Source organism: Flavobacterium sp. (genome assembly GCF_050696275.1).
Classification (GTDB): domain Bacteria; phylum Bacteroidota; class Bacteroidia; order Flavobacteriales; family Flavobacteriaceae; genus Flavobacterium.
This window is the reverse complement of record NZ_JBOGUT010000008.1, coordinates 16,077-29,138: the sequence shown is the minus strand read 5'-3', so window position 1 is coordinate 29,138 and position 13,062 is coordinate 16,077. Positions and strand designations below refer to the sequence as shown.

General features: G+C 33.2%; 13 protein-coding genes. 5 read left to right on the top strand and 8 right to left on the bottom strand.

All coding sequences use genetic code 11. The features are described 5' to 3' along the window. Window positions 1-234 precede the first annotated feature (234 nt). From ACRDEC_RS06115 to ACRDEC_RS06100, 4 genes are all read right to left on the bottom strand, one after another. On the bottom strand, window positions 235-432 hold the full coding sequence (locus ACRDEC_RS06115; protein ID WP_431497448.1) for a hypothetical protein: 198 nt from the start codon (window positions 430-432) through the stop codon (window positions 235-237). Window positions 433-522: 90 nt separating this feature from the next. Continuing rightward, window positions 523-1,188 (bottom strand): tRNA (5-methylaminomethyl-2-thiouridine)(34)-methyltransferase MnmD, encoded by a 666-nt coding sequence (mnmD, locus tag ACRDEC_RS06110; protein WP_431497447.1) that lies wholly within the window; start codon window positions 1,186-1,188, stop codon window positions 523-525. A gap of 6 nt (window positions 1,189-1,194) precedes the next feature. Further along, entirely contained in the window at window positions 1,195-1,626 is a 432-nt protein-coding gene (locus tag ACRDEC_RS06105; RefSeq protein WP_431497446.1) for a hypothetical protein, read from the bottom strand. Next, window positions 1,626-2,144: a DUF4920 domain-containing protein gene (locus ACRDEC_RS06100; RefSeq protein ID WP_431497445.1), complete on the bottom strand. Its 519-nt coding sequence runs from the start codon at window positions 2,142-2,144 to the stop codon at window positions 1,626-1,628. The genes ACRDEC_RS06105 and ACRDEC_RS06100 overlap by 1 nt, the downstream gene beginning before the upstream one ends. A 218-nt stretch (window positions 2,145-2,362) precedes the next feature. Here ACRDEC_RS06100 and ACRDEC_RS06095 point away from each other — a divergent pair, with 218 nt between their 5' ends. Further along, the gene (locus tag ACRDEC_RS06095; RefSeq protein WP_431497444.1) at window positions 2,363-3,430 is read left to right on the top strand and encodes a branched-chain amino acid aminotransferase; all 1,068 of its coding nucleotides are present in this window, start codon (window positions 2,363-2,365) and stop codon (window positions 3,428-3,430) included. Between the two features lie 65 nt (window positions 3,431-3,495). Here the strand turns inward: ACRDEC_RS06095 and ACRDEC_RS06090 are convergent, their stop codons facing one another. Beyond that, on the bottom strand, window positions 3,496-3,882 hold the full coding sequence (locus tag ACRDEC_RS06090; RefSeq protein WP_431497443.1) for a hypothetical protein: 387 nt from the start codon (window positions 3,880-3,882) through the stop codon (window positions 3,496-3,498). A gap of 339 nt (window positions 3,883-4,221) precedes the next feature. On the opposite strand from ACRDEC_RS06090, the gene ACRDEC_RS06085 reads away from it, so the two are divergent. Then, complete coding sequence (locus ACRDEC_RS06085; protein ID WP_431497442.1) at window positions 4,222-5,253, top strand: GyrI-like domain-containing protein; 1,032 nt, start codon at window positions 4,222-4,224, stop codon at window positions 5,251-5,253. Here the strand turns inward: ACRDEC_RS06085 and ACRDEC_RS06080 are convergent. Beyond that, the gene (locus ACRDEC_RS06080; protein ID WP_431497441.1) at window positions 5,250-5,975 is read right to left on the bottom strand and encodes a tRNA threonylcarbamoyladenosine dehydratase; all 726 of its coding nucleotides are present in this window, start codon (window positions 5,973-5,975) and stop codon (window positions 5,250-5,252) included. The genes ACRDEC_RS06085 and ACRDEC_RS06080 overlap by 4 nt on opposite strands. Before the next feature lie 25 nt (window positions 5,976-6,000). Next, a complete protein-coding gene (locus tag ACRDEC_RS06075; RefSeq protein ID WP_431497440.1) occupies window positions 6,001-6,645 on the bottom strand; it encodes a TatD family hydrolase in 645 nt (214 codons plus the stop codon). A gap of 91 nt (window positions 6,646-6,736) precedes the next feature. Between ACRDEC_RS06075 and ACRDEC_RS06070 the strand changes: the two genes are divergently transcribed. The 3 genes from ACRDEC_RS06070 (at window position 6,737) to ACRDEC_RS06060 (ending at window position 11,457) form a co-directional block, all read left to right on the top strand. Further along, window positions 6,737-7,990, top strand: coding sequence for an MDR family MFS transporter (locus ACRDEC_RS06070; protein WP_431497439.1), 1,254 nt, complete (start codon window positions 6,737-6,739; stop codon window positions 7,988-7,990). 112 nt (window positions 7,991-8,102) lie between these two features. Beyond that, a complete protein-coding gene (locus ACRDEC_RS06065) occupies window positions 8,103-9,593 on the top strand; it encodes a tetratricopeptide repeat protein (protein WP_431497438.1) in 1,491 nt (496 codons plus the stop codon). A 223-nt stretch (window positions 9,594-9,816) separates the two neighbouring features. Next, window positions 9,817-11,457, top strand: a complete 1,641-nt coding sequence (locus tag ACRDEC_RS06060; RefSeq protein WP_431497437.1) for a T9SS type A sorting domain-containing protein — start codon at window positions 9,817-9,819, stop codon at window positions 11,455-11,457. A 107-nt stretch (window positions 11,458-11,564) separates the two neighbouring features. On the opposite strand, the gene ACRDEC_RS06055 is transcribed toward ACRDEC_RS06060, so the two are convergent. Next, on the bottom strand, window positions 11,565-13,034 hold the full coding sequence (locus ACRDEC_RS06055) for a tyrosinase family protein (protein ID WP_431497436.1): 1,470 nt from the start codon (window positions 13,032-13,034) through the stop codon (window positions 11,565-11,567). Window positions 13,035-13,062 lie beyond the last annotated feature (28 nt).

Genomic DNA, 13,062 nt, shown 5'->3' with positions numbered 1-13,062 from the left:
TTAAAGTGAGACTATTTTGAATAATAACGCCTTGTAAAAATAAAGGAAAAAGAAGTAATAAACTAGAAAAAAATACGACAAAATACACTTTTTATCGACGAACTGCATTTTATGGGCTTTTTTAAGAGTAAAGTCTTACTGCATTCAAAAAAATATTTTTTAAGAATGTAATCCTTTGATTACCAAAATGTAAAATACACATAAAAGAAAAGGAGCTATACAGCTCCTTTTCTTTTATACATTAAGGTAAATTTCACATTTTTTAAGTTCCGGTTTCTCTTTGGTAAAGTTTAAAACCCAAACTGTTAACTCTTCTAGTTCATAAGGTAAAAGCATTCTTATAGCTTTTTCTAACTCCTTACAGAACAATACAGGATCAAAACTAACTCTTTCAAGAATTGATTTTGTGTAACTCATCATTTGTCTTGACATTGGCAATAAATTAAAATTTGTGGTATTATATCTTCTCTCAAATTTAAGATAATATAATGTATTTAACGAATAATTTATCATAAAATTGTGCTAAATGTTTTTAAAACCAATCATCATTTCCCTTTTTCCAGGTGGTCCAGGTACTTTTTTGACTTTAAATCCGACTTCTTCCATGGAGCGTTTTATAACACCACGGGCAGCATAAGTTACTAAAATACCGCTGTCTTTTAAGGATTCATACATACTTTTAAAGATTTCTGTACTCCATAATTCAGGCTGCACTTGGTAGCCAAAGGCATCGAAATAAATCAGATTAAAAGAATTTTTATCCTGAATATCCTGAAAAAACTGTTTTCGTTTTGTTAATGAGAAATTCGTATTGAAATTTATTTTTTCCTCCCAATTGCATTGATGCATTTTTTTGAATTCTGCTTCAAAAGAATTTGATTTCAATTCTTCCAGGTAATTCATTGCAAAAGCTTCCTCTTCTGCAACAGGATACGCTTCTATTCCTGTATAATCAATATTCAGATTGTTTTTTTTAGCCTCTAAAAAAGTAATAAAGGCGTTCAAACCGGTTCCAAAACCTATTTCTAAAACAGAAACGGACTTCTCTTCAATTAAGGAAAGTCCGTTTTTGATAAATACATGATAAGCTTCCTGAATCGCTCCATTTTTAGAATGATAACTTTCATTCCAGTCTACTAAGTGAATCGTTGTGGAGCCATCACGTGTTTTAATAATTTCTCTTTTCAATTAAAACTATTTTATATACAATTTCTTAATCCTGACAATTGGGCCTCCACATTTTACTTCGTGGCATTTTACGCAGGCATCCACGCCTTCGTTAAAATGTGCTTTGGCATTTTCAGGATCCTGATAGATTAATTCCTGCGACTTGATAAAGGCAGCGGCATGTTCTTTAAAAAAAGCGTCATTTTCCTGCTTATCTGTCATTACTGCTTTATGAATTTTTAAAAAATGATTTGGAAATTCTCCAATAGTATCACCTTGAATAATCCGTTGTTTCAAACGTTCGTTATCAGCATACATTTGCTCCATGAGCATTGACATTTCTGACATTTCATACATTTCAAACTTCTTACCTTCAGATTTTTCTACTGTTTTCTCCTGTTTTTTATCGCAGGAAAATAGTAGTATTGAGGCAAAAATCAATAGTATAGCATTTTTCATTATTTCTTAATTAAAACGCCCGTAGCTTGAAAAGCATAAGTGATTTTTGGCTTAGTGATTTTATTAATTTCAGATTGTGGCTTTCCAGCATCTTTAGCATAATGTCTTAATTCTTCAACAGATACAACATCGATATAGGCAATTCCACTTACAATTGCTTCCTGACTGTCTGCATTTAAAGGAACAAAAAAACCATAATCCTTAAATCGTACAAATGATTCGTTGCTGTCAGTCAAATCCATAGACATCCAACATCCTTTTTTCTTGCAAACCTCTTTGATACTTGATTTGAATTGAACCGTAATTGTATCCCCTTTTTTTAATGATTTGTATTTTTTAAGCATTTCTTTATTACTTAAAACTTTTGCAGCCGTAAACTTATCGCCAAACAAAGCATAGTCATTAGTATTGACAGCCGTAGCACTTGTCTTTTTTATTTTTTTTTCAGTATTCTGCGAATAAGCACTAAAACTTAAGAATAGAACCATTAGGAAAGCAAATACGTTTATCTTTTTCATTTTTTTTGAGTGTTTAAAAATTATAAGGGCAAATTTAATAAGAAATTATGGAGTTTGTAAATTTACTTTAACAGAAATCTAAAAATATTAACAAAAATGTAATAATCGATATTAAGTTTTATTTTTTTGAAAAAAATTAGGGATAATACATCAGAAATTAGTCAAAATTTAAAATATACCCATGATTTTTACTAAATTAGCAAAAAATAATTTCTGTAATGGGTTTAAATATTCAAAGTGAAATCGATATAGTGAGAGTAGCTTCTTCAAAAATTAATGAGGTAGATTTCGAAAATCTTACCTTTGGTAATGTTTTTACCGATCACATGTTAGTGTGTGATTTTAAAGACGGTGCTTGGCAGAAACCTGTTATAAAACCATATGAACCTTTCTTATTAGATCCATCAGCAAAAGTTTTCCATTATGGTCAGGCTATATTTGAAGGGATGAAGGCTTATAAAACCGAAGACGATTCCATTTGGCTTTTCAGACCGGAAGAAAACTACATCAGATTTAACAAATCGGCTGAGAGAATGTGTATGCCGGAAGTTCCTGAAACCGTTTTTCTTGATGGATTAAAAGAAATTTTAAAAATCGAAAAGGACTGGGTAAAAAAAGGAAAAGGAAACACCTTATATATTAGACCGTTCATGATTGCCATTGGTTCAGGTGTTGTTGCGCAACCCTCTACGCAATATAGATTTATGATTATTTTATCTCCGGCAAGAGCATATTATTCAGGAGAAGTAAAAGTTTTGGTCGCAGATTATTATAGCCGTGCTGCCAATGGCGGAATTGGTGCTGCAAAAGCTGCCGGTAACTATTCAGGGCAATTTTATCCGACAAAACTAGCTAACCAACAAGGTTTCCAACAAGTTATCTGGACAGATGATTCCACGCATACGAAACTGGAAGAAGCCGGAACGATGAACGTTTTCTTTAGAATTAACGATACACTATATACTGCTCCGACAAGCGAGCGTATTCTTGATGGTGTAACACGTAAAAGCCTTATAGACTTGGCTAAACGTGAAGGAATCAATGTGGATGTTCGTCCTGTTTTAGTTTCTGAACTTGTAGAAGCTGCTAAAAACGGCAGTCTGAAAGAAATTTTTGGTGCTGGAACGGCCGCTGTCGTAAACCCGATTGTTGGTTTTTCATATCAGGATACTTATTATGAATTACCAAAAATCGAAAATTCATTCGCATTAGACTTAAAAGAAAAATTAACCAATATTCAATACAAACTGGCTGAAGATACTTTTGGCTGGACTGTTAAAGTGTAGGTTAAAATAAATAGTAAATAAAGCAGAAGTAAGACTAAAAATCTCACTTCTGCTTTTTATTCAGATCAAGGCTGAAGAATTTCCTCAAAATTCGGTTTAAAATAATTTGGACCTTTCAGTACTTTACCATCTTCACGATAAATAGGTTTTCCATTTTCGCCTAATTTACTCATATTACTTCGTTGAATTTCATCAAAAACCGCTTCAATTTTATGTTGCAGGCCGTGCTCTAAAATTGTTCCGCACAAAATGTAAAGCATATCACCCAAAGCATCTGCTATTTCCACAATATCATTATTCTGAACAGCTTCCAGATATTCTTCGTTTTCTTCTTTCATCAAATTAAAACGAAGTACGTTTTTACTTTCTCCTAAATCGCCTGTTGGTTCATTATTAATCCCCAGTCCGAAAGCACTGTGGAACTCATGAACAGCTTTGATTTGTTTTTGCATAATTCTATTTAATTAATTTAGAATGCAAAGTATTAAAATGAAATTACAATTGATTATTTTTACAGAAAAAATTTATGTTCAGTCAGGGTCAGCTTATCTTCGCGGCAATTTTTGTCGTTTGTTTTATATCCATCATGGTGTTTTCTTACCGAAAAGATTTGAAGCTTCACAAACAATACTACAAAGGAAGTTTATGGATTTTGGTCGCATTTATATTATTTATTGCAATTTTATTTGCCATTAAAGCATTCATGAAAGAATAATTAAAATTTCGATGTAGATCGAATGTTTTGTTAACATTTTTTTTTATAAATTTACAGACCTACTATCCTACAAAACATGAGAATTGCAAAATATCTTTTTTTACTATTACTTCTGATTTCCGGAACTATTTCGGTTTTTGTTGCCACTAAAGACGGAAATTACACAGTTGAAAAAACTAAAATTATTGATGTCCCCAAGGATATCGTTTTTAAATACGTTTCCGATTCAAAAAACTGGGACAACATAAATCCTTGGAAAAATGAAGTGACAAAAATCAATCATATTGAAAATGTCGATGGTGAAAAGATTTTACAAAATATTTCAATAAACAATATTGAAAGTGAAATGGAGCTTAGCTTCAAGGATACGTTAAATAAAAAAACAGCCGTTACCTGGACAAAAAAAGGAACATTAAATTTCAAGGATAAATTTCTAGGCCTTATCAATAGAGGAACTCACCACAATTTTGATAAAATGTTTGAGTTGGGATTGTCTAACTTAAATGCGATTCTTACTTCTGAAGTAAACAGTTTTAGTATAAAAGATATTGCTTTTGTAGACCGTGACACTATTTTTTACATACAACGTCCTTTAAGTTGTAAAGCGGAAGAATTGCCGGCTAAAATAAAAGCAGTACTTCCAAAGCTAAATCAGTTATTGAAAAGCACAAATACTCCTTCAAATGGATCTCCTTTTATTATTTATCACTCCAGAGATACCATAAAGAATACCATTACTTTTTCTGTGGCCGTTCCAACGAAACAAAAGGTATTTACAACTCCTGAAAGTGATATTTATACTGGACAGACAAATCCGTTTCAAGCAGTAAAAGCGACGCTTACAGGAAATTACATGCATAAAAAAGAAGCTTTGTCTAAAATCTTTGCCTTCATGGAAAAGAATCGATTGGAACAAAGCCCTCTTCATAAAGAAATTGAAATAATTCCAGTAAATAGTCTGAACAGTAATTCGGCTGCCAAATGGACTACTGAAATTTACATTCCCGTAAGACCTAAAAAACTGACAATCAAAGTAAAAACAGTCAAAAAAGACTCTATAAATACTGTGATTGACAGTTATTTTAATAAAGAAAAAAAGACTTCTTAGTTACGTTCTTTTTTCAATAGGTATTTTACAACTGTTTCAGCTGCATGAAGTCCGAATAATCCTGGCATCCAGCTGTTTGTCCCATAAAATGATTTTTTGAAATTTTTCCCGTCAGTCATTTTCAAACTTGTTGCATCTGGCTTTTCGGTTGAAAAAACTGCTTTAACACCAGTGGAAATTCCTTCTTTTTTAAGGCGCTTTCTAATGGTTTTGGCCAAAGGACAAACATCGGTTTTACTGATATCTTTTACCACAACTTTATTTGCCAGCAGTTTTCCGCCAGCTCCCATATTACTGATTATTTTTACTTTTTTACGTTTTGCAGCAAGGATCAGATTCAATTTGGGGGTAATACTGTCAATACAATCCAAGACATAATCAAAATCTTGTGTAACCAGTTCGAATGCTCTTTCAGGAGAAAGAAACTCTTCAACTCTTGTTAACTCCAACTCAGGATTAATATCCATTAGCCTGTCCCCTACTATTTTTACTTTAGGTTGCCCAACCGTTGAATGCAATGCAGGCAATTGTCTGTTTACATTCGTAATATCAACCACATCACCATCCACAATAGTCATTTTTCCAACTCCGGCTCTAGCGATAAACTCGGCTGCAAACGAGCCTACACCTCCCATTCCCACAACTAATACATTTGACTTTTTAAGTCTTTCTAAACCTTCCTTTTTAAATAATAATTCAGCTCTCTCTGTCCACTCTGCCATAATATATATTTGATTATCCGTTAATTTATTTAATTGTCTTAAAAAAAATAGCTTTAAAATTAGCTTCAACTCTATTTTCCAGATTCATTTTCTTTATCAATGCTGCCTTTTCATATACATCGAAAATAGTTTCTTCAATAGTATCTGTTTCCAATAAAAACCGATCGTCAGGTATTTTTTCAAAAACAGCTGCCAGCTCCGGATTGCGCAACAGGTATTTCCCGAAGGACAAATAAAACCCATTATCCAAAAGCGATTTTGCAACTTGCCAGTTTTTTGAAAATCCATGAATAACCATTGGAACTTCAACTTTCAGTCTTTTTTTTATTTCTATTACCTCCTGATACGCTGAAACGCAGTGCAAAATTACAGGTTTTTTATATTTTTTGGCAATAGCCAATTGTTTTTCAAAAACTTCCATCTGAATCGCTAACGAAGTTTCAATTCGTTTGTCCAAACCGCACTCTCCTAAAGCCAGGCAATTTTCAAATTGCAGTTTTTCTTCAATACATGTTAAATGCGCATCCACTTTTTCCAAGTCAATATGCCACGGATGAATTCCAATGGAAAAATAAGTTACTTCAGCCTCGAATTCATCCGGATATTGATTAACAATTTCCAAGACATTCTCCTGATTTGTGGTTTTATGTGTGTGAAGATTATAAAACATTATATGGTAAAATTTTTGGCAAAATTAGTTTAAAAGTTGGAAAGTGGCAAAGCCGTAATTTTGTAACTTTGAAATTTACACTTCATTCTTTATGCTTCAAAACGCTTTTAACCACTACATCAATAGTTTCAGAGGTTTTTCGAGAGAAATTTGGATTCTGACACTAATGACTTTTATTAACCGGGCCGGAACAATGGTTCTGCCTTTTTTATCAAAATATTTAAAAGAAGATTTACATTTTTCATACAGTCAGGTAGGTACGATTATGGTTTGTTTTGGAGCTGGTTCAATGCTGGGATCTTGGCTTGGCGGGAAACTTTCAGATAAGATCGGCTTTTATAGAATTATGATTTTCAGCTTATTCACTAGTGGAATCGCCTTTTTTATTCTACAATATATAACCAGTTTTATCGGACTTTGTATCAGTATGTTTGTAATTATGATCATTGCCGATATGTTTCGTCCGGCTATGTTTGTTTCGCTTGGAGCTTATGCCAACAAAGAAAACAGAACTCGGGCACTAACTCTGGTGCGTTTGGCTATTAATTTAGGATTTGCTGCCGGACCAGCCATGGGTGGCTTAATTATTATGAATATCGGTTACGGAGGATTATTCTGGGTTGATGGAGCTACCTGTATTTTGGCTATTTTAATCTTTTGGCTGAATGTAAAAGAGAAGAAAAAATCGAAATTTACAGATAAAGAACATCCTGGAGAAATACTTACTCATTCCGTTTTTAAAGACAAGCCGTTTTGGATATTTTTAGCATGCTGTACAATCACCGGAATATTGTTTTTTCAGCTGTTTACAACCATTCCATTATACCATAAAGAGCAATTCAACTTAACAGAATTTCAAACCGGATTACTGTTAATGATGAATGGATTACTTATTTTTTTCCTTGAAATGCCAATCGTAAGCTATGTGGAAAGAAAAAAGTTAAACAAAGTCAGAATTGTAACCTATGGTGCATTAGCCATGACAATGAGTATGTTTCTGATGCTTATTAATGCTTGGGCCGGAATATTAGTTGTTATGATGTTGTTTATGACTTTTGGAGAGATGTTTGCGTTTCCATTTTCCAATTCATTTGCTATGAGTAGAGCTCCAAAAGGTCACGAAGGCCGTTATATGGCTATTTTTACGATGAGCTACAGTTTGGCACACATTACAAGTGCTAAACTTGGTATGGAAATCATTGAATATTATGGAAAAAAGTACGGCCACTTGACCGGTTATCAAGCCAATTGGATCTTCATGGGATTTTTAGGGATTATTTCAGCGCTTTTAGGAATATGGGTTTACCGATTAACAATTAAAGAACCGCAACAAATTAGTAGTTAACTTTCCATGGAAAATAGATTTTAATATGAAAAAGGCCTTGCTTTTATTTCTTTTTTTAACACAATTTGCCTTCTCGCAAAATGAGATCAATACGTTGCTTGATAGCTTGACTATGAGCTTACAGGATAAAGAAAAGGCTAGAATTTCATTAAAAATTGCTTCCGAATTGAAGGATTCCGATTGGAAAAGAGCGCTTCATTATATTGAATACTCTGAGGAATTGGTCAAAAAAATTGATTTAGAAGAAGTTACTGCAAACAACAACATCGCAATCGCAGGGATATATCGAACAAAAGATGCCTACGATGTTGCTTTGGCTTATTATTTAAAAGCCTACGAATTTTATCAACAAGACAATACCAATGAAAAAAAACACCACCTCGAAGGTTCTTTGGCTATTGTCTATGCCGCCTCTAATAATTGGGAAAAGGCAATGTATTATTTTAGGAATCTGCTGAAACATTACACTAAAAACAAAGCCCCTTTTTCTATTGCTAAAACATACAACAATATTGGCAGACTATACATGAGTAAAAATGATCTTGATAGTGCCATGGTGAATTTCGAAAAGGCATTGCAATTGATACAAAACCTCGAAGATGATGACTTAAAGACTGTTCTATATAGTAATCTGGGATATTGCTATGCTCAGAAAAACAATTTTGATCGGGCGAGTTATTATTTTTATAAATCACTTCATTTAATAAAAAACAAATCGGACAATAGCACAAAATCTTGGATTTACAATTCTATTTCAAACTTATATCTATTACAGAAAAAATCAGATTCTGCTTTATTTTACTCTAAAAAAGCAGCAGAGATTACAAAAATTTCCAAATATGGCTTTCAAAATAAAGATGCTGTTTTTAATTTGTATAAATCATATTTATTAAAAGGAGATTATAAAAATGCCGCAACTTATTTTGAAGAATACAATCAGATAAGAGACAGTCTCAATGTAGAAGAAAAAGGTATCAATATTGAAAAACTAAAATTAGAGCAGCAATATAAAGAAAACGAAGAGGTAAGGGTTTTAAAGGAAACCAAAGAGAATTTTAAATATTACATCATTGTATTCAGTTTAATTATTGTGATGCTAGTACTTTTTATTTTATTAATAAAGTATAAAAACAAACTTTCGAAGGCACAATTAGAAAAAGATTTGTTTGAATCAAAAAAGAAAGAATTGGTAACTCTATCGATGATGGAAATTCAAAGAGCAGAAATTATCGAACAGATTTTAGATGACTTAAAACAATTGAAGCTGCAATCTCCAAAAAAAGAAACCCAGCAAACTATTGACTTAATAATAAAGCAATTGGGGCAAAATAACAACTCCAATGTTTGGGAAGAATTTGAATTGCACTACGGACAAGTTTATGAATCCTTCTACAATATTCTCAATGAAAAACATCCGGAATTAACGTATCGGGATAAAAGATTATGTGCTTTATTAAAACTGAATCTGACCACAAAAGAAATTGCTCAAATTACAGGCCAATCGATAAAATCGTTAGAAAATGCCAGAACCAGATTGAGAAAAAAATTAGATCTGACCAATACCAATCAGGATTTAATAACATATTTAATCAACTTACATTAAAAAAATTCGGCTGCAATTTAAAAAATAGTAAAAACAACATTTTATTCAAATTATTAAGAACCAATTAATTAAATAAAAATGAGTGGCAAATAATTGGTATAAAAATGAGCATGAGTAGTTTATAGAGGTTCCTAAAATATTCTTTGAAATTGTAATTAAATAGTTTTGAATCATCATAAAACAATCGTCTTGTTTTTTAATTCTAAACTTAAACAATATTACAATGAAAAAAATTACGCTATTATTTGCATTATTGACTTGTTTTTATGCAAATGCCCAATGGACAACAGATACTGCTGTTAATACTTTGGTAATCAATAAAATTTCAAGTGATTCACAGTCTATTGCAACTTCAGATGGAAAAACTTTTATCGTATTTTGGAAACAAGTTCCAGCACCTATAAACTTTGAATTGAGAGTACAACTATTAGACAGCGATGGTTACCAGCAATTTGGCCCCGAAGGAATGTTAATCAGTAATACAATTCCGATGTCTACCTCTACAGTAATTTGGAAAATTGCAATTGATTCTCAAAACAGTTTGTATGTGGGCGCAACCGGAACCGCAAATGGTGCAGGAAACCCAGGATTTGTATACAAAATAAGTTCTAATGGTACCATGTTATGGGGACAAAACGGAATTAGTTTGGGAGCAGCTTATTTGCCAACTATGCTACCGTTAGCCAACGGTGACGTAATTATAAACTATTGGACAGGAAACGGACAATCTAAAATACAACGATTTACATCAGATGGAGCTCCAATATGGGCGACACCAGTTAGTGTTATGTCTGATAACGGAACAAATGCAACCACACCAGCTAACATGTATGAATTGTCGAATCAGGAAATCATGGTAGTTTTTCATAAGAAGCTTTCTTTCGGTGTAGCAAGTAATTTATTTGCCCAAAAATACAACGCAAACGGAATTGCTCAATGGGCAGCTCCAACACAATTGTCAAACAAAGGAACTGCCTATAATTCTCTTTACAGCAGTACTCAGGATGGAAATGTCATATATTATGGTTATTCCGGAGCAACCGGAACGCGTTATGATTCTTACTTGCAAAGAATAAATACTGACGGAACAATACCTTGGGGAATAAACGGAGTCGATTTTGATACTAACCAAACTTTTTATGAAATGGATACAAAAGTGGCTTGTACACCGGGTTCACAATATGTATGGTCCATTAGTAAATATACAACTTCCTCACAAAGCAGTACTGGAGAATTTGTTCAAAAATTCGATAAAATTACAGGAGAGAGACAATTTACTGCCAATGCAAAACAAGTTTATCCTGTAAACACCAATTACAAAAACCACACTGGTGATTTATATTTAGTAAATGATAATCCTTATTTTCTAATTAAAAGTGGTATTGATAATGGTGTTAGTCCAATACCTTTAAACATGGTTCAACTTGATTCAAATGGTAATTTTTCATGGCCGGAAGAATTTTTGCCTGTTGCTACTTTTAGCGCCAGTAAAGGTCGAATTGTTTTAAACAAGCCTTTTAATAATGAAAGTGTTGTTGTTTTTGTGGAAGAAAAAATGAGTGGTGAACCAAGAATCTATGCTCAAAAATTCATCAGCCCGGCACTTTCAACAAATGATTTTGAAGTAACGGATTCCTTCCAGCTTTATCCCAATCCAACTAATGCCATTTTTACTATTAAAGGAAATACTTCAATACAATCTGTTTCCATTTATAATGCACTAGGCCAACAGATATACAGCAATGAGACTGCTTATACTGCCAAATTAACCATCGGTACAAACGATTGGGCAAAAGGACTTTATATCGTTAATGTTGCAACCGATAATGGCATCCAAAAAACGATTAAGCTAATTAAAAATTAATGATGAAACAGAAGCACTAGTGTAATCATCAATGTAAAGTAATTAAAAATAAAAAAGCGATACCTCACGGTACCGCTTTTTTCGAATAATCTTTATTAGTTTGTGGCTTAGTTTAACTTTGCTACACTAATGTTTTCCAATGTCACTTTAGCATCGCCAATTCCGGTCTTTTTTATAATGATTTCGAAATCGTTATTCATCTTCGATAAATCATCTGATATATAATAAGAGAAATTAAGTTTTACGCCGCTTTCCCCTATTTCATGATTTACTCCAGTTCCATGATCGTGGCTGACTCCAAAGAAAGTCATTACTCCAACATATTGATCTTGTTTCCCAGGATAACGAAGATACACAGTATAATAATCTTTTGGCTCTTTATAAACCACAACATCCAAATTTAGTACTATTTTCGAATCTGCCTCACTTGTAAAGGATTTATTCGTGCTTTTTGCCAAATTCCCAGATACTTTATGTGCAAAAGCAGTTTCTCCAAGTGTTTTTCCAACTTTTTGTTCCCAAATGATTTTTTCTTTGGAATCCTGGAATGAAATTTTACTTTTTGCCTTCGGTTCTTTGGCAGCTAAAGCCGAAGATTTAGATCCATACAGCAAATTATCATATTTATAATCTAAATTGAAAACTATGCTATACATTTCCTCCATGGTATACGTAACATGATCACCGTTAGGAGCAATAAACTCATAAGGCCAAGGGTTCGCTTTCAAATCCTCTAACGTAGGGCGCTGTCCATAAGCTGAAACATCCCAGGATTCCCAAATACGGTCAACCATACTATGATGCAGCCAAAAAATAGGATCAAATCCCGCAGAAGGCACATTGGCCATCAAACCTGAATAATCTTTTTGGTAAATCGAATTATAATACGTTTCACTTGGAATTGCATATCCTCCCCCGATAAGATTGTGCATATAACCATGTGGCGAGCCTTCTAATGTTTTGCTAAATCCGGCCGAGCCTGCAAACGAAGGGTTCTTTTGCAATTCATCCAATGCTAATTGAATTTGTTGTACCTGATCTTCGAGAATTGGTTTTCCGGCATTAAGAATGCTATACCTTGCCGGTTCGTACAAAGAGCCGGATTTGTTCCTCATTTTTTCTGCCATGATATTATCTTTCACCTCTTTGCTTCCATAATTCCAATACGGTAGGGCAAAATCTTTTTTCCCGGATAACTCCCTTACAATTTTTTCCAAATACCATGTATACATCCTATGCCACAAAAGAAAATTTAAGGAAGCGCTTTCTGTCCTTTTGTGTGTACAATCACCCCAGGCCCATAATTTGTCTTTACTAGTTTGATACTCTGGGCAAAGTACATTTTTTCCATTAATTACATCTGGAATATTATGTATTGCACCTTGATAATACCAGGCAAGTCCTTTGTCACAGCCCATTTCCCGCATTTTTTTGAAAGCTATGTTCATGGCTTCGAGATCAGGCTGTGCCTCTACCGAGTTAGCGTTCCGACGAATATATTTCGTCTCTGTTTTATCTTGACTATAGCAGAAGCCTGTAATCAAGACAGTAGATAATAAAAGAAAGATTTTTTTCATTTTGGTTGTTTTTAAGTGAATATTAGAT